Source organism: Ruegeria sp. ABF4_144 (assembly GCF_056160045.1).
In genome coordinates this window covers 2807675-2834039 of the sequence record NZ_JBSWWK010000001.1, presented here as the reverse complement: position 1 = coordinate 2834039, position 26365 = coordinate 2807675, and the positions used below count along the sequence as shown (strand labels likewise).

The window sequence follows — 26365 nt, the reverse complement described above, 5'->3', positions numbered from 1 at the left end:
GGGGTCCGCATCGCCAGTATTGCAACACATTCGGTCAAATTCCCCATTCTTCAACTGAAAATGCAGCTAAAACCCTCGGATCACATACTTGGTCCGACAGAGCAGGATTGCCGTTAGCCGAACCACATGGTGCCGCCAAAGAAACCGGACTAGAGACGAATGAAACGCTCAAACATTTTATCTGGAGCAGCCTTTACTACGGCGTTGTATGCAGCGGTGGTCATACTTCTTTCAGTGACAGCATTAGCATTTTTGACATTTGAGAGGATTCGCGGCGACTTGCAGCGCGAAATGGACTCGTTGTTGATCGATGAAATGCGTTTCATTCAGGAAATTCTGGACGACAACGATAACGATTCCGATGTCGTACAAGCGATTGATGATGCGACTCTCTGGTTGCCGTTCGACACGAGTTTGATTGGCTTGTTCGACAGCCATGGAAAGCGTTTGGCTGGAAACATCGACGAGTACCCATCCTTTCGAGGTTGGGGAGAAATCGAAGATGATGGCATTAACCTGGGCGGTGAAAAACGCAGCCATCGGGTAAATGTGCAATCCTACCGTGACTTTGTAATCGTGGTTGGTCGCGATCTTGCTTTTGTAAAAAGCACACTTCGATCATTGGCTTGGTCATTGGTAGTGATCGGACTTGTGGCAACACTGTGCACTCTGTTGGTTGGCTACATCACCAGCATAAGGACTTATCGCAAGCTCGATCAAATGGCGAAGACGCTCAACAAAGTTTCAAGAGGGGAGGTCAAAGCGAGACTTCCGGTCGGTAAGAACAACGATCAGATAGACCGGGTTGCACAGCTAATGAATGGTCACCTCGAGAACCTAACAGCCTTGATGTCGACAACGCGATCCGCCGCTGCAGCCATTGCACACGATTTGAAAAACCCGCTCACCCATGCGTATATCGCACTACAAGAGGCGAAGGATTCACTGCAAACGGGAGGTCAAACCACAGAGTCGATTGACCAAATCCAATTTGAACTTGACCGTCTCAAATGGACTTTCGAAACAGTTTTGCGGATCAATCGCATCGAAGAAGGTAGTGGTTCCAAAGCGTTCAGCTATCTGGACTTGAATAGACTGGGTCGTGAAGCTGTTGAGAACATGATACCGCTTGCGGAAGTGAAGGGACAAAGCCTTAGTTTTGCGGGTTCCCAATCAGGGCGCACACTAATCGAAGGCGATGAGGGAATGCTGAAACAGCTCTGCGCAAACCTTTTGCAGAATTCAATCGATCATTGTCCGGAACATTCCAAGATTCTCCTGACTGTTGAACAAGAAGAAAGCACCATTACGCTCTCGGTTGTTGACGATGGTCCGGGCGTTCCCGAAAACGCACTGGGTAAGCTTTTTGTTCCCTTCTATAAACTAGAAAGTGAACAGAACAGTGTTGGGAATGGTTTGGGATTGGCGCTGGTGAAAGCCATTGCAGATCACCATTCATCGCTCTTAACGGCCACAAACAATTCTCCTGGGTTGACTGTTTCAATTCAATTCGAAGTTGCGTAGTGAACCTCCACAAAAGCAGGGAGAGACTGTCTCGAAACAGCGGCAATTTAGGATGCTGACTGGGCGAGAGAAGTCCCGCATTGTTGAATTCAGATAAACCGGCGTATCTGAACAAACCCAATTATGATCCACACGGCAATACCGCTACGCATGGCACCAATGGCCGGTTTTCGCGTCGCACCACGGCAAAAAGTTTGGTATTCGAAGCGATTTTGGTGCTGCGTGCGCTTACAGTATGAAATGGCGATGGTCGGGTAGCCGAGGGCATGGTGTTGTCTAAAAGGGTTGCCCGAGGGGGGAAGGCTGCGTCTTACCCATGACGGCAAGAGGCGTTTGGCTTGTCCAAGTCCTGCTGGCCCTAAAACAAGTGCGGCGGTGCAGGCTGCGCTGTTTTTTGCGCCAGAACACGTTGCTTTTCAAAAAAATGGGCTGAAACCGGTCATTCGCTACTATCGTAAAAAATTCGCTTTGATTGTGACAGGTTTCGGGTTCCGGTTGGAATTGCAAACAAACTATATGGCTATGGGAAGCTCAAGCGTAACACTAGCTCCTTTTTCGACCTGGTTGATTGCGACCACTCCTCCGTGGCGCTTCGCTACAGCTAAGACAATCGACAACCCCAGACCGCTACCTTCGGAATACTCCAGCTGCGAAAATCGACTGAACACTGCTTCGCTTTGATCGGGTGAAAGGCCGGTTCCGTCATCGGATACGGTTAGCTTGACGTTCTCGCCATCAGAGCGCAGCGCGACTGAAATTTGGCTCAACTTAGTCCCGCCGTGCTTAACTGCGTTGTCCAGCAGGTTTTTGATGGCCTCTGCCAAAAAGACCCGATCTCCCGAGACCAAGATTGTCGATTCTGGCATTGTGACTTCAAAATCGATCCCTTTTGCGAGGATATGAACGCCCATATCAGCGCAGGCTTCTTCCACAACCGCACGGAAATCAATCTTGTGCATCTGATCCTTATGCGTAGGCTGCCGCAACCGCTCCAGCGACAATAGCTGCTCGGCCACCGTGGCGGAGTTTTTCGCAGCCGACACAAGCTCGGTAATTCGTTTTTCCTTGTCTTCATCCGTTTTTGCGTCCCGCAACGCCTCGGCCATGGATTGGACCGCTGCCGCCGGATTTCGCAGCTGATGCGCGGCTTCTGAGATAAACACCTGATGGGCGTTGATGCTGTGCTCAACCTGTCCAAACAGCCGGTTCAGGGTCTGAACAATGCCATAAACCTCGACCGGGACCGGGCGTTTGATTTTGCTCAGGTCGTCAGGTGAGCGTAGATCGATCGCATCTTGCAAATCCAGCAAGGGCCGCAAACCGCGTGCGACCCCGAACCAAACGACAACAGCAAGGGTGGCCAGCAGGATACCCATCAGGATCGCGGCGCGGATCGACAACTCATTGGCAAAGGCGTTGCGGTCCGCGACGCGTTGCCAGGCCGTAACTGTCGCATCGCCCACCAGGTTATCCAGCGTGACTCGCTCGGTCATTTTCAGCACACGCACCGGCTCATCCCGGTAGATCGCCTCGAAAAACCGCGGCTGGTACGCCTCCTGTTCGGACGGTTTTTCAGCTGCGGGAGGATATGCATACCCTGTGACGTAGATGCCACCGGGTCCGGTCACGTGATAAAAAATCTCTCCGCCCGATGCATCGCGGATCAAGCTGCGCGTGGTGGGCGACAGGGCATCGCCTTCTGACACCGCAACATCGCGTGAAATAGCCAGACCGGCGGACAACAGGCTGTCGTCAAACAACTCCTGCGCCGTTTGCTGGGCGACCGTGTAACGCCAGTATCCAAGCAGGATTGCGAGCAGCACCAATGGCGTTAGGATCAAAATGAAAAGCCTAAGTCTGAGCGAACCGTGCCGGATCACTTTTGCACCTCAAGCAGATACCCAAGGCCACGGGCTGTCTTGATCCGGATGCCAAATTTATGAAGGCGCTTGCGCAGTCGTGACACATGCGGCTCGACTGCGGAATCGTCGACATCGGCACCCACGCCATAGACATAGTCGGTCAACTGACTTTTGGGGACGATTCTGCCGCGTCGTTCCAACAGGCATTCAAGCACAGCCATTTCCCGACGCGGTACATCGAGCACTTGGCCCTTTGCGCTGACCTGACGGGCGGTGCGGTCGAATTCCAAGTCTCCGATGGTCTCTCGCGCACCGTAGTCCAGTTGTTTGCGGCGGGATAGGGCGCGGATGCGAGCCTCAAGTTCATCCATCTCGAAGGGTTTCACCAGGTAATCATCGGCGCCCATATCCAGACCCGAAACGCGGTCGCTGGTCTCGGAGCGCGCGGTCAGCAGGATGACGGGCGCGCTGTCGCCCCGTTGGCGCAGGGACCGCAAGATTTCAAGCCCTGAGCGACCAGGCAGGTTGATGTCCAGAACGATCAGGTCTGCGCCTTCCTGCTCCAGATACAAATCGGCCGCGCCGCCATCTGTCAGCACGTCAGCGGCATGGCCTCGATCTCGCAGGCGATAGGCAATGGCGTTGGCAAGGGTCTCATTATCCTCGACGATGACGATCCGCATTCGGGCTCCTGCAAGTTTCGCGCAAGGTTGGCGCTCCATGATTGCCAGATGGGAGGGGGAATCAACCCCACAGTTCTATTTGCAATCACGGTGGCGCCATGGGCACCGACGTGGTTGTCTGGTCAATAGGGAGGAACCAATGGCCATTTCCAACTTCACTCGTCGCGCCGTCGTGGGGCTGATCGCCGCCGCCGGTATCGCCGCACCTGCCGCAGCCGAGGTCGATTTCTCGGGCAAGACAATCGAATGGGTCATCCCGTTCTCGGAAACGGGCGGGTCGGCCAAATGGGCCAACTTCTTTGCGCCGCTTCTGTCCGAAGCGCTGCCGGGTCAGCCAACGGTTGTCGTGAAATTCATGCCGGGTGCCGGTTCCACCAAAGGTGCAAACTGGTTCCAGGAACAAAGCCATGACGATGGCACGCTGCTGTTCGGTACATCTGGTTCGACCCAATTCCCGTATCTGCTGAGCGATCCGCGCGTGCGTTATGAATATAATGACTGGATCCCGGTCATGGCGTCGGGCACCGGTGGTGTTGCCTATTTGAATGCCGAGGACGGAGCCAAGTTTGACGGCTCTGCAAATGCGCTGAAAGACACCAATTTCATCTATGGTTCGCAAGGCGCGACCCGTCTTGACCTAGTGCCGCTGCTAGCATGGCAGATGCTGGGCATGAATGTTGAGCCGGTCTTTGGCATCAAAGGCCGTGGAGATGGCCGCCTGATGTTTGAACGTGGCGAGGCCAATATCGACTATCAGACTTCCTCCGGTTATCTGGGCGGCTCGGCCCCGCTGGTCGAAGCCGGTCAGGCGGTTCCGATGATGACATGGGGGGCTCTGGATGCGGACGGCATTATCGTCCGTGACCCAACCTTCCCGGATATCCCGACATTCAAAGAAGTCTGCGAAGCCACCGATGGTTGTGAAACCAGCGGTGAGGCCTGGGATGCTTGGAAAGCGTTTTTTGTAGCCGGTTTCCCGGTTCAAAAGCTGGCCTTCCTGCCGGGTGATACGCCTCAGGAAGTGGTCGACGCATATACCGCTGCGTTCCAAGCTGTGACCGAGCGGGGCGACTTTGCCGACATCTCCTCGAAGCGCGTGGGTAAGTATCCGGTGTTTGTGGGTGACGGTTCCAAGTCGGCGCTGCAAACCGCGACAAACGTCGACGACAACGCCAAGGCCTATGTCCTGAACTGGCTCAAAGAAGCCTATGGTGTCGAGCTGAACTAAGCGCAAACACCACCGCGCGTGCCCCAATGTCGGGCGCGCGCTTTTCTAAACACAAGACAATTTATGAAAGGCGGCCGCTATGGAGGTTTTCGCCACCGCTCTTCCTGCGCTCAGCGACGCGTGGGGTCTGATCCTGCAACCTATCGTTCTGGGATATCTCATTCTCGGCGTCGTTATGGGGCTGGCTGTGGGCGTCTTTCCGGGGCTCGGCGGCATTGCCGGTCTGTCCCTGTTGCTGCCTTTCATGTTTGGAATGGACCCGATCCTTGGCTTGGCGCTGATGATCGGCATGGTTGCCGTTGTCCCGACCTCTGACACTTTTGCATCGGTTCTTATGGGGATCCCCGGTAGCTCAGCGTCGCAAGCAACAGTTTTGGATGGCTTCCCAATGGCAAAGAAGGGCGAGGCGGCCCGTGCGTTGTCGGCGGCCTTCGCATCGTCGCTGTTTGGCGGTCTGGTCGGGGCAACATTCCTGACCATGTTCATCCTGGTCGCGCGGCCCATCGTTTTGGCGTTCGGTCTGCCCGAGATGCTGATGATCACCATCCTTGGCCTGTCGATGGTTGCTATTCTGGCGGGGCGCATCCCTTTAAAAGGCGTTGCCGCGGCCGGATTGGGCCTGATGGTTGGCACCATCGGAGAGGCCGATGCTGGCGGTTCGCTGCGTATGGCAACTTATGACATTCCCTATCTGACTGATGGCCTGAAATTGGTCATCGTCGGGCTGGGCATTTTCGCCGTTCCTGAGATCGTCTCACTGCTGCGGCAAGATCGTTCGATCGCCAAAGGGGCATCTCTTGGGGCCGGTTGGCTGGACGGAGTCAAAGACTGGTTTGCCAACATCTGGCTGTCGGTCCGCTGTTCTATCATTGGCGTGGTAGTCGGCGTCATTCCAGGCCTCGGCGGGTCAGTGGTCGACTGGATCGCCTACGGCCATTCGGTTCAATCCACAAAAGACAAGAGCAACTTCGGCAAAGGCGAAGTGCGCGGGGTCATCGGCCCGGAAAGCTCGAACAATGCCAAAGAGGGTGGTGGGCTGGTGCCGACCCTGCTGTTTGGTATTCCTGGCTCCGGCTCGATGGCGATTTTCATCGGTGCTGTCGCTCTGCTGGGGTCGGGCGATATCGAGGTTGGTCCGAGCATGCTCAAAGACAATCTCGATATCACCTATTCGATCGTCTGGTTGCTGGCGCTAGCCAACGTGGTGGGAACAATCCTGTGCATCGCGGCGTCGGGCGGGATCGCCAAGCTGACCACGATCCGTTTTACCTATTTGGCGCCGTTCCTGTTCATGCTGATCAGCTTCGCAGCCTTCCAATCCGGTCAGAACTTCGAAGACCTGCTGGCCCTGTTCGTGATTGGCCTGATCGGCATCTTCCTGCGCCGTTTCGACTGGTCGCGCCCGGCCTTCCTGATCGGCTTCGTATTGTCGAACCCGGTCGAGAAGTTCACCAATCAGGCGTTCCAAATTGCCTCGTTCCGGTTCCGCAAGAGCTTTGGCGAGGGCATGGAGTATGTCTTCAGCCCTATCGTAATCGTGCTGATCGTGGTCACCGTTGTTTCGGTCATTCTGGGCATCCGGCAGGCCAAGATGATCATGGCCGAAGGTGACGTACAGGCAGGTACGAAGCGCGCGCCATTGATCTTCCTGCTGGTGATCATGGCCTATCTGATCGTCGCCTTGGTAAACGCCAATATGATCCCCGACTACAATATGACCGACAAGATCATCCCTTTGGTGATCGGCAGCGTCTCGCTGTTCTGTTGCGTGATCCTGTTGATCCAGATGATGCGGCGGCCTGAGGGTGATGCGATCTTTGCTGACAAGGAAATCGCAGGTGAGGACGCAACTGCACCCCATGGCCTGTGGTCAACTCTGGCGTGGTTCGCCAGCCTGATCGCGGCAACCTGGGCGGTCGGTTTCATCCTCGCGCTGCTGGGTTTCCTTATCGCGTTTTTCCGCATCCGGGCCGGGGCAAGCTGGCAGATGACGCTGATCCTGACCGCCTGCGGCATTGGTTTCATGTGCCTGATGGCAGGCGCACTAAACCGCGATTTCCCGCCGGGTCTGTTGCAAGACATGGTCAGCCTGCCTTGGCCGTTGAAGTGAGGGATCCAAAATGACCCAAACCGCAATCCCTTACATCTTGATGCGTGGCGGCACTTCCAAAGGTCCGTATTTCCGCCGCTCGGATTTGCCCGAGGATCTGGACACGCTGGCCGAGGTGCTGATCGCCGCCCTTGGTTCCGGGCAGTCGTTGAACATCGACGGCATCGGCGGTGGCGCGGCAGTGACCACCAAGGTCGCGATGCTGTCGGTCAGTGACGATGACTGGGCCGATATCGACTATTTCTTCGCGCAGGTCTCGGTCGAGGAGAAGCTGGTCGATTTCAAACCCACCTGCGGCAATATCTTGTCTGGTGTTGCCCCTGCAGCCATCGAGATGGGGCTGTTCAAACCGCAGGGCGATGAATCCGAGATTCGCATTCGGGCCGTCAACACTGGGGCTCGGGTCGTAGCCAAAGTAAATACGCCCGGAGGTGAGTTGACCTATGAGGGCGATGCGGAAATTGCCGGCGTTCCTGGCCATTCATCACCGGTTCAATTGAGTTTTATGGGCGTCGTGGGCTCGGCCACCGGAGCTTTCCTGCCCACGGGCAACCTGCGCGATACAGTTAAGGGCATTGAACTGACTTGCATGGATGTCGCCATGCCGATGGCCATCGCCCGCGCCGCCGACTTCGGGTTGACGGGCTATGAAAGCGCCGAGGAGTTGGACGCAAACCGCGCGTTTTTTGAGCAGATGGAGGCCGTTCGGGTCGAAGCAGGGCAACGGATGGGCATGGGGGATGTGTCCAAGTCGGTGACGCCTAAGTTCGGCCTCGTCGCGCCTGCCAGAGAGGGCGGAACTCTTGCGGTGCGGTACTTCATGCCATGGAAAACCCACCCGACCATGGCCGTCACCGGGGCGCAATGCATGGCGTCTTGTGCTTTAACGCCCGGAACCGTCGCGGACGGTTTACTGGATCGCCCCACAACAAGCCCGGCTGAGGTCGTGTTGGAGCACGCATCCGGCAAAATCGACGTGCTGGTGGATTTCACCAGCACCGACGGGTTTTCCGTGAACGCGGCGGGCTTAGTGCGGACCGCACGCAAATTGGCGGATGGGCATGTTTATGTGCCGCAATCTGTTTGGAACGGGAGTTGATCAAGTATCCCTCAAATAGTATACTACGGTATACATATTGGGAGGTCACGATGGACGATTACTCGGAATGCCTCGGTATTGCACGTCAGGAACTGAAGCTGGCGCAGGCGGCCTTGCGGCGAGATATGGCTGAGTACCCAACGCCGATCGCAGGGTGCGATGAGCAGTTCAACCATCTGCTGGATCAAAGCGAACGCGTCCGAAACGCGCTGGCGGCCCTCGACGCGCCGCATTTTGTGCCAACCCCACGAAAGCTGACAACAGATCAGGGTATTGAAAGCCGATGAAAGTTCACATTCTGGATGATTGGTTCGACACGCTGCAAAGTTTGCCTTGCTTTGAGAAGCTCTCTGGTCATGAGGTGAAGGTTTGGACGGATCACGTCGAGGACACGGATGCCCTGGCCGAGCGATTGCAGCAGGCCGAAGCACTTGTCCTGTTCCGCGAACGCACCAAGGTCACCCGCGAATTGCTGGAGAAGCTACCGAACCTGAAACTGATCAGTCAGCGCAGCGTCTATCCCCATGTCGACGTTCCGGCCTGTACCGATAGCGGCGTATTGCTGTGTTCGAACATGCATGGAGGCACGCCGTCTTACGCTGCGGCTGAACTTACATGGGCGCTGATCATGGCCGGGATGCGGGATCTGCCAGCGCAGATGGCCTCGGTCAAGGCTGGCCACTGGCAGGCCGGAGTGGGCAAAACGCTGCGTGGGCGTCAGCTGGGGCTTTATGGGTATGGGCGCATTGCCCGCGCGGTTGCGGGCTATGCCGCGGCCTTCGGGATGAATGTGGTCTGGTGGTCCTCTGACGAAGGCCGGGCACGGGCAAAGGCAGATGGTGCGCCGGTCGCGCCCAGCCGTGAGGCATTCTTTGCCGACAGTGATGTCGTCTCGGTCCATGTGCGTCTGAAACCGAACACGCGCGGGATCATCACCGCACCAGATTTTGCGCAGATGCAACCGGGCGCATTGTTCGTGAACACGTCGCGGGCCGGGCTGATCGCTCCGGGTGCCTTGCTTGGAGCGATCAACGTCGGTCGCCCCGGCAAAGCGGCGATTGATGTATTCGATACCGAGCCACTGACTGACCCAAACGATCCGTTGTTGGCACATCCAAACCTGATAGCGACGCCGCATATCGGCTTTGTCACCGAGGATGAGTTCGACCTGCAGTTCGCGGATATTTTCGATCAGGTGAATGCCTATGCCGAAGGCGCTCCGATCCATATGATCAACCCCGAGGTTTGGACCAACGCAGAATAAGATTTGCGACGATGGGTGCACCGATGATCACCAACACGATCCTTGCCAGATGGTGGGTAATTACAAAGCCCAAATCCGCGCCCGAGACGATAGCCAGCACCGTCATTTCTGCCTGCCCGCCGGGGGCAAAGGCCAGAAACGCCTCAACTGGTTTGCCGAAGCCTAACGTGGTGACAACGGCGGTGAAGGCCGCGGCCAGCACGGCCAGAACAACCACATAGGCGCAGCCCGCCGCCACGACTTTACGCAGTTCTATCCAGGTGACGCCGACAAACTTCACGCCAATTCCGCAGCCAATGAAGAACTGCGCGGCAAGGATGGCTTCGCGTGGGGGGCGGGTATGGATAAAGTCGCCCAGCGAAAGGACTGCCGTGAGGATCATCGGCCCCAAGATTGATGCTCCAAACAGACCGATCCGCTCACCGCCTTTCCAGCCAACGAAGGCCGCCAGAACCATCAATGCCAATTCATGCAGCGGCAGGTCGCGCGCGGGCTCGCCAATCGGATTGGTGAGTTGGGCATCATAGAACACGGTGAGGAACAAGGGGGCCAGTGTCACAATGATCAAAACGCGGGTGCCGTGGATCAGAGATAGGGTGCGCGGGTTGGCGCCAGCCTCGGTGCCGAAGATGATCATGTCCTGCAACCCGCCGGGCATGGCTGCGTAAAAGGCGGTTGCGGTGTCAAAGCCCCAGATTTTGCGAAAGAAGGGCACCCCGACCAGCGCGATAATCAAAATAAAGAGCGGAATCAGCGCCAACGATGCGGCCATCTTTGGCAACGCATCAAATAAGTCAGGTGTAATCGATGCCCCCACCGCTACGCCCAGAATGGTGCGGGCGGCAACTGAGACCTGCCCAAAGCCTTCCATCGGTGCGTGAGCAAGAGCTGCTATCAGACATGCGCTCATTGGCCCGAACAAAAAGGGCAGCGGCAGGTTCAGCGCCCAAAACACCCCAGTGCCCAACACTGCCAGGCCGAGCGTTACAGCCCGTTTCGTCAGGAGAGAGGGGGTGTTGGTTTGGCTGTGCAAGGTGGGCCTTCCAGCTTTGTTGACTCGCTATGTATCCAAATGTATACATCTGGACACAAGATGACAAGAGAGCCCGCGATGACAATCCAAGACGACTCCTTACAGCCTGGCCCACAAGGCAATTCCGCGTATCAGCGCCTGCTGGACGAGATTCGCGACGGCACTCTTCTGCCTGGCGACCGCCTGCGCGAGATTGAGCTGTCTGAGCGGTTGGGCGTCAGCCGTACTCCGGTGCGCGAAGCGATCCGGCAGTTGGAGGCCGACGGGCTGGTCACGCATGTTCCACGGCAGGGCGCTACTGTTCGCAGTTTGGACTACGCCGAAGTTATGGAATTGTATGAAATGCGCGCCGTGCTGGAAGGCACCGCCGCGCGGTTGGCGGCCCGTGCTGCTTCGGATGTCGAGTTGGAAGAGTTGGACCTCTTGAATGACCGGCTGGCCGAGGCGGAGACTGGCCCCGATGCTGCCCAGATCAACAGGGTCTTTCACGCGACCCTTTTGGATGCCGCTAAGAACCGGTTTTTGGCAAAATCCATGCTCTCCTTGCAAAAAGCGCTGTTGATCCTCGGACCGTCTCAATTGCTGGATGGCGACCGGGCCGAGACGGCAGTGGCGGAACATCGGCGCATCATGGCCGCTCTGAAGGCTCGCGACGGCGCAGCGGCCGAAACAGAAATGCGGGCGCATATTCAGGCTGCTCAGCGGATGCGTATCCGAGCGTTGCAGGACCGCGACCGCTCAATCGACGAAAATCAGTAGGTAGACAGGATATGGCCACCCCAAAGGAAGCTTACGATATCGCTGTGATCGGTGGCGGCAACGCCGCCCTCTGCGCCGCAATGACCGCGGCCGAGGCAGGCGCGCGCGTTCTGATCCTCGAAACCGCTCCGAAACCCTATCGCGGCGGAAACTCGCGCCATACGCGCAATTTTCGCTGCATGCACAAAACGCCTTTGGGGCCATTGGTCGAAGAGTATGGCGAAGACGAATATCTCTCGGATCTGCTGAAAGTCACCGGTGGTAAAACCGACGAACATCTCGCCCGCCTCGCAATCCGCACCTCCGAGGAATGCTTGCCCTGGATGGAGGAGCACGGGGTTCGGTTTCAACCATCTTTGTCGGGAACTTTATCTTTGGCGCGGACCAATGCGTTCTTTATGGGGGGCGGTAAGTCTCTGGTAAACGCATATTTTCGGACGGCGGCTGGGCTGGGCGTTGATGTGCTGTATGAGGCGGCAGTTACGCATCTGGAGCTGAATGGTGATCAAATCGATTGGGTGGATTACACCTACGAAGGTCAGTCTCATCGCATTACGCCCAAGGCGGTCATCGTCGCCTCCGGCGGGTTTCAGGCGGATACGGATTGGCTCACCCGAGCCTGGGGTGAGCCCGCAAAGAACTTCCTAATCCGGGGTACGCCCTACAACAGAGGCGTGGTGCTGGCCGATCTGCTGGATCAAGGCGTCGATAGCGTCGGTGATCCGACCCAATGCCACGCTGTTGCAATTGACGGGCGTGCGCCGAAATTCGACGGCGGCATCGTCACCCGTTTGGACTGCGTGCCGTTTTCCATCGTCGTGAACAAGGACGCCCAGAGGTTCTATGACGAAGGCGAGGATGTCTGGCCCAAGCGCTACGCGATCTGGGGCCGTTTAGTGGCGGCCCAGCCGGATCAGGTGGGGTACGTGATCATCGACGCCAAGTCGCTGAACCTGTTCATGCCGTCCGTGTTCCCGCCGCTAAAGGCGGACACGTTGGACGAATTGGCCGGGATGATGGACCTGCCTGCGAACAAATTGAAAGCAACCGTAAGCGAATTCAACGCCGCTTGCGGTGACACCAGCGGGTTTCACCCGACCGAACTGGACGGGGTCGCGACCTCGGGCCTGACCCCACCCAAGACCAACTGGGCGCGCCCAATCACCGAACCACCATTCTACGGATACTCGCTGCGGACCGGCGTGACCTTCACCTATCTGGGGCTGAAGGTTGATGACGCGGCGCAGTGCTCGACCCCAAATGGAAAGATCCAAAACCTGTGGGCAGCCGGCGAAACCATGGCCGGCTCGATCCTTGGACAAGGCTATCTGGCAGGGTTCGGCATGACCATCGGGACCGTGTTTGGACGCATCGCAGGACGTGAGGCTGCCGCTTATGCAAACTGATCTTATTCAAGAAGCCCGTCGTCAGGCCGAGATTTGTAACGCCTGCCGGTACTGCGAGGGCTATTGCTCGGTCTTCCCATCGCTTCATGCCGAACGCGCTTTTTCGGACGGGGACATCACGCAACTGGCCAATCTCTGCCACAACTGCCGAGGCTGCTACTATGCTTGCCAATACACCGCCCCGCATGAGTTCAATCTGAACCTGCCTAATGCGCTGGCCGAAGTGCGGCGCGATAGCTGGGAGAGCTTTGCATGGCCGCAACCGCTGGCGCGCCGGTTTCACACGCATGGTGGGGCCATCGCCCTGGCGCTTGTGATCGGACTTGCCCTGTTGTTCTGGGCGATCCGCGCTATTGGTTCCAGCGGAGGCGAGGGGTTCTATGCCGTCCTCTCCCACAACGCGATGGTCGCGATCTTTGCGCCCGCGTTCCTGCTGCCGCTGTTCAGCATAGCCACCAGCCTTAGGCGTTATTGGGCCAAAGTTGGCGGCAAACCGATCCAGATGTCTGATCTGATGGCTGCGTTCAAACGCGCGGGTAAGATGCAGGATCTGGCCGCAGGCCACGGCGAGGGCTGTAACTTCGAGGACGAAGACCGTTTCAGTCAGGGCCGACGACACATCCACCACGCCATTATGTATGGATTCCTGTTGTGCTTTGCGTCCACCTCGGTCGCGACGATCATGCACTATGCGTTTGGATTGCACGCGCCTTATGGGTTCTGGTCTTTACCCAAATTGTTCGGGATATCCGGGGGGCTGCTGTTGACGGTGGGGTGTGGAGCAATGGCTGCGCTCAAGTTAAAGTCAGACCGCGAACTTGGCGATACCTCGGCATGGGGCGGGGATATCGGATTTATCCTGTTGCTCGGGTTTGTGGGGCTCAGCGGTTTGGTTCTTTATGCCCTTGGTTCAACGCCTCTGATGCCAGCGCTGCTGGCCATCCACCTCGGATCGGTCCTAACGTTTTTCCTCCTTTCACCCTACACAAAAATGGCACACGGCTTCTATCGGCTTGTTGCGCTTGTTAGGGATGCGCAACGAAAAAGATATCTGTCCGCGGTCCGTTAACATCCCGTCGCGCCCGTGTGAGCGGAAAGAACATGCTATGGGATCAAGATTGATTTTGAAGACCTCTGCGTTGCAGTGCTTCGAGTGGCGTTCCATGTCCGGAATGGGCCGAACCAAGAGCTTTCCAGGTCTGCAAGAATGCCCCAGCGTCGCAAGTGGCAAAGCCCGTGCGTCCATGAAGAATATAATTATTCAAAATCAATGATTTAGCTTTCGAAAAATGGTAAAACTATGGGTCGCCCGACATCCGATGTAGATCTAGATGCATGACTCGCTTTTCTTCTTGAGCGTCTGCCAGATCACAAGATCATTTGTATTACGAACTCATGCCGTGGCGCTTCGGCCGTTCAGAGCATGCAGTTCGATGATCTCCTTAAAAACAGCGCGACCTGGAAAAGCTAACAGTAACTCTCATCAATGGTTTCCGAGGGCGTACGCAAGATCGGTGGCTTCACGACTACGCGGATCTGGCAGTCAATCTTGAATGGGGCGTCGCTTTCGAAAAGCTCTGTGACTGAGTATTTGAGTTTGACACTAATCCAACCGAGGAGAAGTTAAACATGATTGCCAGACTGGGATATGACATCAGGATCAACCCAAAATATTGGCAACATTGAAAGCAAAGTGATCAAGACCTAAACCAGCTAGATCGTCGGACGGATACGGTTGCTGTTTGTAAAACAGTGTTATTCAGTTTTGCCCGCTTCCTGTTTCATCTATCCCAATTGCTTGAGGGTTGGCCTTCACCCCTGCCAACATCTTTAAAACTTCAGCTTTCCAGCCGGCTTTGATCTTTAAGGCCAGTTGAGACGGTGGTCGGTGATCGGGCTCAAGGAGCGCATATTCATATCGGAGCGGCTTTTTGAAGGGCAAAAACGCGACCTTTCCATTGGACAGGTTTAGTTCTTGCTCTGTCGCCACGGTCAACGGATCCACGATTGAGTAACACTGACCTGAACTCACAAATGGTATCAAAGGTAGAAAGTACTGGCAGGTCACTGTTGGGTTGTAATCAGCGGATACATCCTGAAACTCTTGCCGAATTTTGCGCTGGAACGGATGCGTGGAATGCAATCCCCCCATGGGGGTCCCGTCGAGATCGGAAATGGATACGGTCTTGCGCGAAGTAAGCGGGCTGTCACGATCAACGGCGCAAAAACAATCCGCTCGGATCAGCTCTGTTGAATACTGAGGCTCTTTCCCGGCTGAATGTTCGAAGTCTGCGAAGCCAAAATCTATATTCTGCGTGCCTGCAAGCTCCATAATCTGAGGCGAACTGCGCGTAGACAATGTGATACGTATCTCGGGGTTCTCGCCGACCGATTGGCTGATGAAGCGTGGGAAAAGGAAGGCCGAAGGGCCCGGCATCGTTGCGATATTCAGGCTGCCGGAATGCCCTTTGATCAACCCTTCCATTGTGCTGGAAATCGTCGCAAGGCGGTCCAGAATACCTGTGGTTTCGGCCAAAAGGTAATGCGCTTCGGGAACAGGGACCAATCGCCGTCCCTTTCGCTCGAACAGTGTCAGGCCAAGGGTCTTTTCAAGGTTCTTCAAGGCCAGACTGATCGCAGGCTGGGTGCGGTTCAGTTTCTTGGCGGTTTGAGAGATGGAGCCGGTCTCCATCACCTCGCGAAAAACGGTCAACTGCGTAAGGTTCATGATCGATATATAAGATAAACCTTAGTTTTGTGAAATATAACAAATTTGTATTAATGAAAATTGCCATTACGCTTGCAGGATCGAAATTCGGCCAAACCGAATCCGACGTTCCAACAAGGGAGATGATGATGAAATTTGTGAAATGTTTGACGGGACTGGCTCTGGCAGGCGCGCTTGCCGCCCCTGCGCTGGCTCAGGATCCAACCTTTTTCCGCATTGGCACGGGTGGCGCAGGCGGAACCTACTTCCCCATCGGCGGCACCATCGCAAACGGAATCTCCGCCCCTCCGGGATCGCGCCCGTGCGAAGAAGGCGGCCAGTGCGGCGTACCGGGTCTGATCGCGATCGCGCAGTCCACCACCGCTTCGGTATTCAACAATGCTGCTGTTCAGAACGGAGAGCTTGAGGCCGGGCTGGCCGCAGCCGACGTCACCCGCTCGATGTATTTGGGTGAAGGTAAATTCGAGGGTAAACCCCATCCAAATCTGCGCATCGTGGCCAACTTGTTCCCAGAAGATCTGCACTTGGTTCTGCCTGCTGGTGAGACAATCAACGATCTGAGCGATCTGGAAGGCAAGCGCGTCGGTATCGCGCAAGCCGGTTCCGGTACACAGGTTGCCGTGCTGCAGATGCTGGATGCTTGGGGCGTCAACCGTGACAATATGGATGAGGCCGAGCTGAACAACAGCCAAAGCGCCGAGCGTCTGGCTGATGGTCAGCTGGATGCCTATTTCTACGCTGCAGGCTGGCCGGTTGCCGCGATGGTGCAGTTGTCGTCAACCAAAGGCATGAACCTGCATTCCTTCTCTGATGATGATCTGGCGAAAATCAATGAGATCATCCCGGCCTATATCCCCTCGGCCATTCCGGGCGGTGTTTATGAAGGCATCGATGCTGACACCAAAACACCGGCCGTTAGCGCGATGTTGGTGGTGTCCTCGGACCTGTCAGACGATTTGGTATATGAACTGACCAAAGCCCTGTGGAACGACAACACCCGCAAGCTGCTGGATAACGGCCATGCAAAGGGCAAGCAGATTACGCCCGACACGGCGCTGGACGGTGTCGAAGCGCTGGGTGTTCCGCTGCATCCTGGGGCCGAGAAGTTCTATAAAGAAGCCGGTCTGCTTCAGTAACCGTAGCTTACTGAAACTTGTCGTCGGTGCCCCTGCGCGGGGCACCGCACTCTGGAATTATGCGAAATCGGGGGGCCATCATGTCCGAGACCCAGAAACTTGATGACCACGAACTGACGGCCGAGGAACTGGCCGCCATCGAAGAACAGTTCGACGAAGGTGCCGCCGTCCGGCAGGTCACGCCCACCGCAGGCAAGGTGCTGCGCATTGTTGCCCTGATCCTTGCGTTCTACGAATTCTTCACAGCCGGTTTTGGTCTGCCCGCCGACCATTGGCATATGGGTATCTATCTGGCGCTGTTGTTCATTCTGGTCTACGCGACAATTCCGATTATCGGCTCTAAAAACCTTTATGCGCTTAAGGTGAGCCGGTTCCGTATCGGCAACATTCCTCTATACGACTTGGTTTTTATGGCGCTGGGGATCATCGCTGCGCTGTATGTTGGAGTCGCCTGGCGCGGCATTCCGTTTCTGGGGATCGAGGAACAGACGTTCCGAATGGGCAACCCCAACACCTATGACGTGGTTTTGGGCGTAGTCATCATCCTGCTGGTTCTGGACATCGCACGCCGCACGCTGGGTTGGGTGCTGCCACTGATCATCTGTGTGTTTATCTCCTACGCCCTGTTGGGTCCGTATTTCCCCGGCTTGCTGCAACATCCCGGTGTGAACTTCAAAACCTTCGTGTCGTCGATGTATTTCCCGCAGGAAGGCATCTATGGCGTCACCCTCTGGGTTGTTTCGACCATCGTGTTCCATTTCGTCCTGTTCGGCGTGATCGCGCAGCGCACCGGATTGGGGCAACTCTTCATCGACAATGCTACCATTTTGGCGGGCCGCTATACCGGCGGGCCGGCAAAAGTGTCGGTGGTATCCTCGGCGTTCTTCGGCACGATCTCGGGTTCTTCGGTGGCCAACACCGTTTCGACCGGCGCGCTGACTATTCCCAACATGAAGCGCCTTGGATACCCCGGCCATTTTGCGGGCGGCGTCGAAGCCGCATCGTCAGCCGGAGGGCAAATCACACCGCCGATCATGGGGGCAGCGGCCTTCATCATGGCCGAGTTCCTTGAGGTGCCTTACACCACCATCGTCATCGCCGCGATCTTCCCCGCGATCCTTCACTATGTCGGGGTCTTCGCGGTGGTGCACCTGATGGCACGCAAGCTGAACCTGCAAGGCTTGGCGAAAGAGCAACTGCCGCAGCTCAAAGCAGTCTGGGCCGAAGGTTGGGCCAACATCGTGCCTTTGATCGGCCTGCTGGTTGTGCTGTTCACAGGTTATACGCCGTTCATGTCCGCCTTCTGCGGCATTTCTCTGGCAGTGATCGCAGGCATGTCGCGCATCAAACAGCCGCCCACGCTGATTTATGCCGCTGCGTTCCTAGCCTTTGTGCTGTGGAAATTCTCGGATGGCGGCTTCGATCTGACGATGACGGCGATCCTGTGTGCCTTGTCAATGATCGCCACGCTGAACCCGCAGAAACGCATCGAAGTACCCGAGATGTTGCAAGCGGTTGAGTTGGGTGTGAAATACTCGCTGGCCGTGGGCGCCGCAGCTGCCGCCGTCGGCATCGTCGTTGGTGTGATCAACACAACCGGCATTGGCTTCCGTATCGGGTTCATGGTCACTCAAGGCGCAGGCAATCTGGCCTCAGACCTTTACAATATGATCTCGTTCGGCAGCTGGCAGTTGTTTGCGATGGAAGACCTGCAACTTTTCATCTCGCTCGTCTTCATAGCCGTTGTTTGCATCCTGATGGGCGCAGGCATTCCGACCACCGCGCTTTACATTATGCTGGTCTCGGTTGCCCAGCCTGCGCTGGCGCAGCTGGGTGTGCCGCCGATCGCAAGCCACCTGTTCGTGCTGTACTACGGTGTGGTGTCCGAGATCACGCCGCCAGTCTGCACTTCGGCCTATGCGGCGGCGGCCATTGCGAACTCCAATCCTTTCCGAACCGGCCTCTCTGCCTTTACCCTTGGGTTGGGCAAGGTGATCGCGCCAATGGCGTTCGTTTATGCGCCGGTCCTATTGTTCGTGTCCTCAACCGGGTTCAACTTTTGGGAGTTCACCTACACCGCCACCAGTTGTATCGCTGGGGTCATCGCCCTGTCCGCAGCCGTGGTCGGATATTGGCTGAAACCGCTGAACATCGTGTCGCGTATCCTGATGGCCATCGCTGGGGTGATTTTTGTCGCGCCTAGCCTGACGGCTGACCTGATCGCGCTGGCTGTGGCCTCACCGGTTATTGTCAGCCAACTGATCTCGCGCAATCGCAGCCATTCCCCGGCCTGATGCGATGACAGAGCAAGTGACCATCATCGGCGCAGGGATCGTCGGCATATGTTGCGCGCTGGCGCTGCAAGAACGGGGCATACCGGTCCGTCTAATCGACCGGAGCGACCCGGGGCAGGAGACCTCGTTCGGCAATGCGGGGGTTGTGTCGCCCTGGTCGATCATTCCGCAGGCAGTTCCGGGCATTTGGAAAAAGCTGCCCCAGATGCTGTTGGACCCAAAAAGCGCGCTTTCAGTTCGGGCGTCCTTTTGGCCGAAGATGATCCCGTGGGGGCTGCGCTTTCTGGGTAAGTCTAGTGAAAAGACGGTTCGCGAAGTCTCAGATGCGATGGAGCTTTTATGCCGTCCGTCCATTGATCTGTACCGTCGGCACCTGCAGGGCACGGGTCACGAAGCGCTGATCGCGGACAGTTACTATATTCACGCATTCCGCAACCCGGAACAAGCCAACCTGAATGATCTTGGCTATCTGATCCGCCGGGAAAAAGGCGGCGAGTTGGAGCGTGTCGACGGTGCTGAATTGCAACGTCTTGAACCGGCGCTGTCGAAGGACCTCAAGGCTGCGATTGTGATCAAAGGTCAGGCCCGCGCAACTTCTCCTGGGCGTTTGGGCGCTGTATTGGCCGAAAAAGCACGTGCGCAAGGGGCCGAGTTTGTGCGGGCCGAAGTCACCAAGCTGAGCCACACTGAAGGCGGTATTTGGCAGCTTGCCACGTCACATGACACGCTGCACGCGCGCAATATTGTCCTTGCGGCCGGAGTGTGGTCTGCCGACCTGCTCAAACCCCTTGGCATACCTGTGCCGCTAGTAGCCGAGCGGGGGTACCACGTTGAATTCCCTGTCCCCTCGGCTGTGCTGAACAACTCTGTCATGGATGTGGACGCAAAGGTCGTCGCAAGTTCAATGCAGGGCGGTCTGAGGGTTGCCGGTACAGCCGAATTTGGCAGTGTCGATGCGCCGGCCGATCCGCGCAAGGAAAAGATACTCACCGATCAGGCAAAGTCTTTGGTGCCGGACCTCAATACTGGCGAGGCACAGTTCTGGATGGGTCGGCGCCCCTCTTTTCCCGATAGCCTGCCAGCGATTGGGCCGTTGAACGAAAAGGATGGGCTTTTTGCCGCGTTCGGCCATTCACACTACGGGCTGATGATGGCGCCAAAGACCGGAGAGCTTGTGGCGGATCTGGTATCCGGACGCAGCCCGAATATCAACCTGGACCCGTTCTCGCTGGCCCGTTTCTAAATCCTCTATTCGAAAGGACCTGAGCATCATGCCAATTTATGAAGGCGGCCAAAACATCTGCGGGGCTTCGATCGGAGTTTTGTGCCTTGAAAGCTATTTCCCAAAACCGCCCGGGCATATCAAGAATCCGTCCAGCCTTTCCTTTCCCGTTCTTTACGAAATGATAGACGGCATCACCGTCCCGACCCTGCTAAACAACCCGACGCCCGAGCTACTGGAGCCCTTTATTAAGGGCGCGCAACGGCTTGAGGCCGAGGGCGTTCGGGCCATCACGGGTAGCTGCGGATTTCTGGCCTTGTTTCAAAAGGAACTGGCCGCTGCTGTTTCAGTGCCCGTCTTTGCATCCAGTCTGATCCAGGTGCCTCTGGCCTTTCATATGACCGGGGCGAATGCACCGGTGGGCGTGCTGACCGCAGATGCGTCGGCCCTGACGCCGAAGCACTTCGAAGGTGTCGGCGCGGCGGGCATTCCCGTCGCAGTGCAAGGCTTGGAGGACACCAGCGAGTTTGCCGAGGTGATCCTGCGGAACACGCGAACCCGCATGGACACCGATCTGATTGAGGCCGAAGTCCTTGAGGTGGCGCAGCGCCTGAAACACCAAGCGCCGGAAATACGGTCTCTGGTTCTCGAGTGCACAGATTTGCCGCCCTATGCTGCGCGCCTTCAAGAAGAGTTACAGCTTCCCGTCTTCGATTTGACGACACTGGCGCAGATGGCGCATACCGTTGCGACGCGCAAATCCTATGCCGGCATCATGCCTTGGACCTAAAGGAACAGCAGTATCGCGCGGGACTTGGGGGATTTAAGTGTCCGTTGACCTAGCCATCCTGATGGTTGCCATCGGCCTTGGCGCAATGCTGCAAGTCGGCGTCGGCATCGGCTTCAGCATCCTTGCCGGACCGCCGATGATGATCCTGCTTGGCACATCAACGGCTGTTCCAATCCTGCTGCTGTTGAACACCGTCGTTTCAGCGGTGGCGACAGACCGAAAGGTGCTGAGGACCGACCGTGAGACCATTCGCACGGCCATCATCGGATGCCTTATCGGAGTGGTCGCGGGCCTTGTCGTATACCCTTGGCTGAGCGAGGCGTTTGTCCTTGCCCTAACGGCCAGCCTGTTGCTGGTCGGGCTAGTGACGACCTTGCTGCCTTTGCGTCGCTCAATTGGAACAGCAGGGTTTTCGACCGTTTCCGGCTTGTCCGGGCTGGCAACTGTTTGGGCAGCGACGCCCGGCCCGTTGATGGTTTTCGGATTGATTGCGAAAGGCCGTCCAGCCAAAGAGGTTGCCAAGCTGGTTCAACCCATTGCGCTGGTGGCGTACGGTATTGCATTCCTATTGCACAGCCTTTCCGAGACGCAGGTGTTTGCCTATGGCCCGCAGCTATGGGGCTTTGTCGCGCTCACACTGTTCGGCAGCCTTTTGGGTCGTGCAGTCGGGCCCCATTTACCGCAGACCTTGGTCACAACGGCTATCCGCGTGGTTTCTTTGATAGCCTGCGGCGTTCTCTTTCATCGCGCATTTGCGGTCGCGTAAACTCGAAGGGCAGACGATGACAAAAGACAACAAACTGGAGAGATTCCCTCGTGCCCAATTCATGTCAGGCCCAACCCCATTGGAGCGGCTGGACAGATTGTCTTCGGAATTGGGCATCGACCTCTGGCTGAAACGCGATGACCTAACCGGGCTTGGGTTTGGCGGAAACAAAACGCGGCAGCTTGAGTTCTATTTCGGTGATGCGCTTCAGAAAGGTGCCGATACCATTCTGATCACCGGCGCAGTTCAATCAAACTTTGTTCGGTCTGCTGCAGCCGCCGCAGCAAAACTGGGCATGCAATCCGTCCTGCAACTGGAAGAGCGTGTGTCGGATATGGGCGAGGCGTACTACAGCTCTGGGAATGTGTTGTTGGCACAAATTCTGGGTGCCGAACACATGACCTACCCCGAGGGCGAGGACGAAGCCGGTGCGGATGCTGCGTTGCACGCGCGTGCCAACGAACTGAAGGCGCAAGGGCGCAAACCTTATGTCATTCACCTGGGTTTAAATCATCCGCCTTTGGGTGCTTTGGGCTACGTCGTCGCTGGACAGGAATTGTGTTATCAGATGCCTGATATCGATGCGGTTGTCGTACCCTCAGGTAGTGGAGCCACACATGGAGGCTTGTTGACTGGAATAGCCTTGGAAGAAAACGCCGCCTCTGTGTTTGGCGTCTGCGTACGCCGGGATAGCGAAAAGCAAATGGTTCGAATGAACACCGTACTGCAGAAACTGGCGGATTTGTTGGATATCGACGCAGCACTTTTACAGGACAGGGTTAACGTTCTGGATGAAGCGCTGCCTCCCGGCTACGGGAAACTCAGTGGAGGGACGCGAGCTGCATTGGAAAAGATGGCTCGCACGGAAGGAATATTCCTGGATCCCGTCTATTCCGCGAAAACTTTCGCTGGATTGTTGCATTTGGTAAGTGCAGGAGAAATCCAACCCGGGCAGAAAGTCGTTATGGTGCACACGGGTGGGTTGCCTGCACTCTTTGGGTACCAAAACGAGTTGGTAGATAACCAATCCTACTTCCAGCCAAACCACCACAAAAATCACTAACAGGAATAACTCGAAACATGACCATTACCCGGATCGAAACCGGCCAACGCATGAGCCGGATCGTAAAACACAACGGTGTTGCCTATCTTTGCGGCCAGACATCGGACGCACCTACTGTAGCTGAGCAAACACGCGACATCTTAGCTAAGGTCGAGGACCTTTTGACAAAAGCCGGCAGCGACAAGACCCGTATTCTGAAATGCGAAATATGGCTTGCTGACATGGCAGATTTTGCTGAGATGAATGCCGTTTGGGACGCCTGGGTACCCGAAGGCCACGCTCCAGCCCGCGCCTGCGGTGAATCCAAACTTGCCCGTAGTGTGTTGAAGGTTGAAATGATTGTGACGGCAGCCTGTGATTGAACCGCTAGCGGGAGTTTTCGCAAGATCGGCGAGCCGTATTCTAGGTATAGCAGGCATAAGTCCTCAGTTAATGCGCTGTTTCTTGCGAAGTAGTGCTGCCTGCTCCTAAGTTACGGTGCTATCGGCACCTCCAACGGGTGAAAAACTCTTGTTGCACATTGGAAAAAGAACGGTCCTTCATCCAGCGCACCAGATCTGCAATCGCGATCTTCAGCGGCAGCCCAACCGCAAGATAAGCTGTTCAGGAACGGACGAAGCGGACCTTCGAACTAAAGTACGCCGCACTCCTTCAACACGATTTCAGCCCGTTCTTGAACCGACACCTTGGGCAGCGCAATTCTGATGTAGCCTAGCGCGTCCAAAGCCTCCTCGATGCGGATGTGTTCCTGCACTGCTGCATCGAATTCGTGCCGACGTTCAGCGTCATTGGCAAACAGTTCTCTCCAGGGCGGGACCACGAAAACGCGCTTCCAGTATGCTTGGGTTTCACCAATTGTCTCCTCGATCGTTTGGCCACCAGAATGTGCCAAAGCGACAGCCGCGTCGATCAAGCCACGGTCGAAGAACACAATGCCATCTATGTGTTTCGCGACCTGTAAGTCGGACTTGGCCATCTCAACTGCGCGCAGTGCGAACGCCTTCATATCCAGCCATGGCAGAGCCTTGCCTTGTCTTGCCAGTTCCTCTGAAACGATGCGGCGGCCGGGCTCTTGGATCGTTGGAAACCCGCGCTCTTCCAAGGCCTTCAGCAGACTTGATTTTCCGCCGCCCGAACACCCTGTCAGCAGAACAAACCTACGACCCAAATCAACTCCCTTTCCGTGGCTCGGTGACCTTCAATGCACTTGATGCCGCGAACCCGAAAATTGCAGCAAGGGCTCAATCGCGGACCTCAGCTGCAAGACCGGTAGATGACAGAACGGCGGGCTAAGTGTAAATTCGCTGCACAAGCTCCAAGGTCTGCATTTTGTATATAGCGTCTCGGAGCAATGGGTTTTCTCAGACTCAGAAACGTCCACGTAGCAGTTTTGATAGCTTGAAGTTTAACGGGTGCGCTGCATTTGCTCTATGTCCGTTTCTGACGATTCAGCAACTCCTACAATTTCAAAACGCGATAGCAAACTCACAGCAATGTAAATCGCGGCACACATTAATAGAAAACCCAAAAAGTTTGGTTCATAAGTTTCCCTTGCCTCACGATAAGTGTTCAGGCCTTCGATGTTCCGAAGAACAGAAAACCCCAAAACCGCAACTCCGAAAAATGTGGGTAACACCAATAAGAAAAATCGCCGGACACGCCGCCTACCAGTCAAATAGAGGAGTTTTCCACAGCCTCCGCACATGTGGAAGTCGGTTTTGTTGAGCCCGCGATGGGGATTAGTTGAAGCCATCATTCGTGGTGGCTGAGGACGACCGCATTCCGGGCATTTAATGCCCATAATCTTGGACCACCAGGTCGGAAGCTCACCAATTCTCGGAGTACTTACTTTGGGTGGATTGCCAGTGTTTCTTGCCAATTGTTTACAACCTGCCTTTCCGCACAATCATCGCAACCTTCGATTTGGAACCGTTTCAACGACACTTTTTACCTGCTCAGTGGCTCTTCATACTTCAACAAAGCGGACCTTCAAAGAACTTACAGTGTCGAGCAAAGTGGGCTCATAGCCAACCTTAGCCGCAAGGCGTTCGGGTGGCGGTAGGGCAGACATTGCCGTCATTTCGCTGACGCAGCATCCGTTCGCAACCGCGGCGCGCCCTTCATTGCGATGCAGCTCATGCCGCCCCCTTTACATTGCCACTGTTCTGCGCGAAAAGTTTAAATGTTATGATATAACGTGGCGCAAGGATTGAAGATGACCCAATATAAATTTCTTTCGCGCGACTCGATCGAACAGGTTGAGGAAGGTACTGATCTTGCGCCTAAATTCGACCCTGATGGCCTCTTGCCCTGCATCACCACCGACGCGCAAACGGGCGAAGTCCTGATGTTGGGCTGGATGGATGCGGACGCGTTACGGCTGACAATCGAGACCGGTGAGGCCCATTACTTCAGCCGCGCGCGGCAGGTCCTCTGGCACAAAGGGGCGACATCCGGCCTGACCCAGAAAGTCGTTGAGGCCCGGGTCGATGACGATCAGGATGCGATCTGGCTACGAGTCGACGTTACCGGAACGGGCGCCTCGTGCCATGTGGGCTACCGATCCTGTTTCTATCGTTCCATGCCGGTAGGGCCGGATGCGGGCCAACCGCTGACACTTACGGAAGATCAAAAAACCTTCGACCCCAGTGAAGTTTATGGTGATGCCCCCAATCCGACCCAACTCTGACCTTCTCGGGCTGCGGCATGTCCCGGGGTTGGCCAACTGGATATGCGGATATGTTTCGCCAAACCCGCCGGTCGGCTGCGTGATCATGAAGGTTGATGTTCACGTCGCCAAGGCAGCGAAGACTCCCGGCGGCCAAGTTTGCCCCGTACACCCCGCAAACCGAAGCGCAGGCATGGCAACATCTTGGTCGCACTTATGATGCAGAGCAAATCACTTGCAAAAGCGGCGCAGACCCTCTGGCACATCCAACGTATCAAGCGCCTGGTCCGCGATCAGTTGGGCAACGGCGTGCAATGCCTTGTCTTGGTTCGTGAGACCATCTGCACAGACCCCAAATGCGAAGGACCCGCAACCGAGGTGCGAATTGTGATGCTCGACTTCCGCGAGACTAGAGTCACAATCCACAAATCGCTATCCCAAGTCTCGGCGTCAGATATTACCGCAACACTCTAAAAATGTCTGGTTTCAATGGCTTCTAGGATACCATACCCCAACCGTGGGCAGAATTCTTCCAGTTGCCAGTACGCAGCAAAAACATAGAAAGCACATGTTGGGCTCGGGACGGCCATTCTCTGCAATTGGGATCAATGTCTGCTGCCAGAAAGTCGTAAGTTGTTGGCGTGTGAGCATCGCAGGGAAGCTGACCACTCAACCAGAGATCGCTTCCCCTAAGACCGGTTCAGTGACGTTCGCAGTTTGTCGTTTCTAC

General features: G+C 56.2%; 22 protein-coding genes. 17 read left to right on the top strand and 5 right to left on the bottom strand.

Translation table 11 applies throughout. The annotated features are described in order from the left end of the window. Positions 1–159: 159 nt before the first annotated feature. Entirely contained in the window at positions 160–1524 is a 1365-nt protein-coding gene (locus ACXAGD_RS14110) for a sensor histidine kinase (RefSeq protein WP_475211491.1), read from the top strand. Positions 1525–2036: 512 nt separating this feature from the next. Here the strand turns inward: ACXAGD_RS14110 and ACXAGD_RS14105 are convergent. Together ACXAGD_RS14105 and ACXAGD_RS14100 are read right to left on the bottom strand one after the other, a co-directional pair. Continuing rightward, positions 2037–3347, bottom strand: coding sequence for a sensor histidine kinase (locus ACXAGD_RS14105; RefSeq protein WP_475211490.1), 1311 nt, complete (start codon positions 3345–3347; stop codon positions 2037–2039). A gap of 53 nt (positions 3348–3400) precedes the next feature. Beyond that, the gene (locus tag ACXAGD_RS14100) at positions 3401–4069 is read right to left on the bottom strand and encodes a response regulator transcription factor (protein WP_475211489.1); all 669 of its coding nucleotides are present in this window, start codon (positions 4067–4069) and stop codon (positions 3401–3403) included. A 139-nt stretch (positions 4070–4208) separates the two neighbouring features. Between ACXAGD_RS14100 and ACXAGD_RS14095 the strand changes: the two genes are divergently transcribed. From ACXAGD_RS14095 to ACXAGD_RS14075, 5 genes are all read left to right on the top strand, one after another. Then, complete coding sequence (locus ACXAGD_RS14095; protein ID WP_475211488.1) at positions 4209–5297, top strand: tricarboxylate transporter; 1089 nt, start codon at positions 4209–4211, stop codon at positions 5295–5297. A gap of 79 nt (positions 5298–5376) precedes the next feature. Next, the gene (locus ACXAGD_RS14090) at positions 5377–7407 is read left to right on the top strand and encodes a tripartite tricarboxylate transporter permease (RefSeq protein WP_475211487.1); all 2031 of its coding nucleotides are present in this window, start codon (positions 5377–5379) and stop codon (positions 7405–7407) included. 10 nt (positions 7408–7417) lie between these two features. After that, the gene (locus ACXAGD_RS14085) at positions 7418–8506 is read left to right on the top strand and encodes a 4-oxalomesaconate tautomerase (RefSeq protein WP_475211486.1); all 1089 of its coding nucleotides are present in this window, start codon (positions 7418–7420) and stop codon (positions 8504–8506) included. A gap of 50 nt (positions 8507–8556) precedes the next feature. Continuing rightward, positions 8557–8793 carry a hypothetical protein gene (locus ACXAGD_RS14080; protein WP_475211485.1) on the top strand — a complete coding sequence of 79 codons (237 nt, stop codon included), beginning with the start codon at positions 8557–8559 and terminating at the stop codon, positions 8791–8793. Then, complete coding sequence (locus ACXAGD_RS14075) at positions 8790–9770, top strand: D-2-hydroxyacid dehydrogenase family protein (protein WP_475211484.1); 981 nt, start codon at positions 8790–8792, stop codon at positions 9768–9770. Before ACXAGD_RS14080 ends, ACXAGD_RS14075 begins: the two co-directional genes overlap by 4 nt. Here ACXAGD_RS14075 and ACXAGD_RS14070 read toward each other — a convergent pair. Then, positions 9739–10803: an AbrB family transcriptional regulator gene (locus ACXAGD_RS14070; protein WP_475211483.1), complete on the bottom strand. Its 1065-nt coding sequence runs from the start codon at positions 10801–10803 to the stop codon at positions 9739–9741. The genes ACXAGD_RS14075 and ACXAGD_RS14070 overlap by 32 nt on opposite strands. Before the next feature lie 78 nt (positions 10804–10881). Between ACXAGD_RS14070 and ACXAGD_RS14065 the strand changes: the two genes are divergently transcribed. The 3 genes from ACXAGD_RS14065 to tcuB are packed head-to-tail and all read left to right on the top strand — an operon-like array spanning position 10882 to position 14037. Then, positions 10882–11562: a GntR family transcriptional regulator gene (locus ACXAGD_RS14065; protein WP_475211482.1), complete on the top strand. Its 681-nt coding sequence runs from the start codon at positions 10882–10884 to the stop codon at positions 11560–11562. An 11-nt stretch (positions 11563–11573) separates the two neighbouring features. Continuing rightward, positions 11574–12968, top strand: a complete 1395-nt coding sequence (gene tcuA / locus ACXAGD_RS14060) for an FAD-dependent tricarballylate dehydrogenase TcuA (protein WP_475211481.1) — start codon at positions 11574–11576, stop codon at positions 12966–12968. Further along, entirely contained in the window at positions 12958–14037 is a 1080-nt protein-coding gene (gene tcuB / locus ACXAGD_RS14055) for a tricarballylate utilization 4Fe-4S protein TcuB (protein ID WP_475211479.1), read from the top strand. The genes tcuA and tcuB overlap by 11 nt, the downstream gene beginning before the upstream one ends. Before the next feature lie 690 nt (positions 14038–14727). Here the strand turns inward: tcuB and ACXAGD_RS14050 are convergent. After that, the gene (locus ACXAGD_RS14050; RefSeq protein ID WP_475211478.1) at positions 14728–15696 is read right to left on the bottom strand and encodes a LysR family transcriptional regulator; all 969 of its coding nucleotides are present in this window, start codon (positions 15694–15696) and stop codon (positions 14728–14730) included. 128 nt (positions 15697–15824) lie between these two features. Between ACXAGD_RS14050 and ACXAGD_RS14045 the strand changes: the two genes are divergently transcribed. The 7 genes from ACXAGD_RS14045 to ACXAGD_RS14015 all read left to right on the top strand — a co-directional run bounded on the left by ACXAGD_RS14045 (position 15825) and on the right by ACXAGD_RS14015 (position 23329). Beyond that, positions 15825–16832, top strand: coding sequence for a TAXI family TRAP transporter solute-binding subunit (locus tag ACXAGD_RS14045; protein WP_475211477.1), 1008 nt, complete (start codon positions 15825–15827; stop codon positions 16830–16832). An 80-nt stretch (positions 16833–16912) separates the two neighbouring features. Beyond that, a complete protein-coding gene (locus ACXAGD_RS14040) occupies positions 16913–19126 on the top strand; it encodes a TRAP transporter permease (protein ID WP_475211476.1) in 2214 nt (737 codons plus the stop codon). A gap of 4 nt (positions 19127–19130) precedes the next feature. Further along, entirely contained in the window at positions 19131–20369 is a 1239-nt protein-coding gene (locus tag ACXAGD_RS14035) for an NAD(P)/FAD-dependent oxidoreductase (RefSeq protein WP_475211474.1), read from the top strand. 28 nt (positions 20370–20397) lie between these two features. Then, the gene (locus ACXAGD_RS14030) at positions 20398–21138 is read left to right on the top strand and encodes an aspartate/glutamate racemase family protein (RefSeq protein WP_475211473.1); all 741 of its coding nucleotides are present in this window, start codon (positions 20398–20400) and stop codon (positions 21136–21138) included. Between the two features lie 37 nt (positions 21139–21175). Then, entirely contained in the window at positions 21176–21904 is a 729-nt protein-coding gene (locus tag ACXAGD_RS14025; RefSeq protein WP_475211472.1) for a TSUP family transporter, read from the top strand. 61 nt (positions 21905–21965) lie between these two features. Beyond that, the gene (locus tag ACXAGD_RS14020) at positions 21966–22967 is read left to right on the top strand and encodes a D-cysteine desulfhydrase family protein (RefSeq protein WP_475211470.1); all 1002 of its coding nucleotides are present in this window, start codon (positions 21966–21968) and stop codon (positions 22965–22967) included. Between the two features lie 17 nt (positions 22968–22984). Next, a complete protein-coding gene (locus tag ACXAGD_RS14015; RefSeq protein WP_170326513.1) occupies positions 22985–23329 on the top strand; it encodes a RidA family protein in 345 nt (114 codons plus the stop codon). A gap of 269 nt (positions 23330–23598) precedes the next feature. On the opposite strand, the gene ACXAGD_RS14010 is transcribed toward ACXAGD_RS14015, so the two are convergent. Further along, complete coding sequence (locus ACXAGD_RS14010; RefSeq protein ID WP_475211468.1) at positions 23599–24135, bottom strand: AAA family ATPase; 537 nt, start codon at positions 24133–24135, stop codon at positions 23599–23601. Positions 24136–25182: 1047 nt separating this feature from the next. On the opposite strand from ACXAGD_RS14010, the gene hisI reads away from it, so the two are divergent. After that, positions 25183–25656: a phosphoribosyl-AMP cyclohydrolase gene (hisI, locus tag ACXAGD_RS14005; protein ID WP_475211467.1), complete on the top strand. Its 474-nt coding sequence runs from the start codon at positions 25183–25185 to the stop codon at positions 25654–25656. The last annotated feature ends 709 nt before the right edge of the window (positions 25657–26365 follow it).

Excerpts from the sequence above, each read along its gene's own strand:
- ACXAGD_RS14075 (WP_475211484.1), top strand. The coding sequence starts at position 8,790 with ATGAAAGTTCACATTCTGGATGATTGGTTCGACACGCTGCAAAGTTTG.
- ACXAGD_RS14040 (WP_475211476.1), top strand. The coding sequence starts at position 16,913 with ATGTCCGAGACCCAGAAACTTGATGACCACGAACTGACGGCCGAGGAA.
- ACXAGD_RS14095 (WP_475211488.1), top strand. The coding sequence starts at position 4,209 with ATGGCCATTTCCAACTTCACTCGTCGCGCCGTCGTGGGGCTGATCGCC.
- ACXAGD_RS14090 (WP_475211487.1), top strand. The coding sequence starts at position 5,377 with ATGGAGGTTTTCGCCACCGCTCTTCCTGCGCTCAGCGACGCGTGGGGT.
- ACXAGD_RS14015 (WP_170326513.1), top strand. The coding sequence starts at position 22,985 with ATGACCATTACCCGGATCGAAACCGGCCAACGCATGAGCCGGATCGTA.
- tcuB (WP_475211479.1), top strand. The coding sequence starts at position 12,958 with ATGCAAACTGATCTTATTCAAGAAGCCCGTCGTCAGGCCGAGATTTGT.
- hisI (WP_475211467.1), top strand. The coding sequence starts at position 25,183 with ATGACCCAATATAAATTTCTTTCGCGCGACTCGATCGAACAGGTTGAG.
- tcuA (WP_475211481.1), top strand. The coding sequence starts at position 11,574 with ATGGCCACCCCAAAGGAAGCTTACGATATCGCTGTGATCGGTGGCGGC.
- ACXAGD_RS14020 (WP_475211470.1), top strand. The coding sequence starts at position 21,966 with ATGTCAGGCCCAACCCCATTGGAGCGGCTGGACAGATTGTCTTCGGAA.
- ACXAGD_RS14050 (WP_475211478.1), bottom strand. The coding sequence starts at position 15,696 with ATGAACCTTACGCAGTTGACCGTTTTTCGCGAGGTGATGGAGACCGGC.
- ACXAGD_RS14110 (WP_475211491.1), top strand. The coding sequence starts at position 160 with ATGAAACGCTCAAACATTTTATCTGGAGCAGCCTTTACTACGGCGTTG.
- ACXAGD_RS14045 (WP_475211477.1), top strand. The coding sequence starts at position 15,825 with ATGAAATTTGTGAAATGTTTGACGGGACTGGCTCTGGCAGGCGCGCTT.
- ACXAGD_RS14100 (WP_475211489.1), bottom strand. The coding sequence starts at position 4,069 with ATGCGGATCGTCATCGTCGAGGATAATGAGACCCTTGCCAACGCCATT.
- ACXAGD_RS14085 (WP_475211486.1), top strand. The coding sequence starts at position 7,418 with ATGACCCAAACCGCAATCCCTTACATCTTGATGCGTGGCGGCACTTCC.
- ACXAGD_RS14035 (WP_475211474.1), top strand. The coding sequence starts at position 19,131 with ATGACAGAGCAAGTGACCATCATCGGCGCAGGGATCGTCGGCATATGT.
- ACXAGD_RS14080 (WP_475211485.1), top strand. The coding sequence starts at position 8,557 with ATGGACGATTACTCGGAATGCCTCGGTATTGCACGTCAGGAACTGAAG.
- ACXAGD_RS14065 (WP_475211482.1), top strand. The coding sequence starts at position 10,882 with ATGACAATCCAAGACGACTCCTTACAGCCTGGCCCACAAGGCAATTCC.
- ACXAGD_RS14030 (WP_475211473.1), top strand. The coding sequence starts at position 20,398 with ATGCCAATTTATGAAGGCGGCCAAAACATCTGCGGGGCTTCGATCGGA.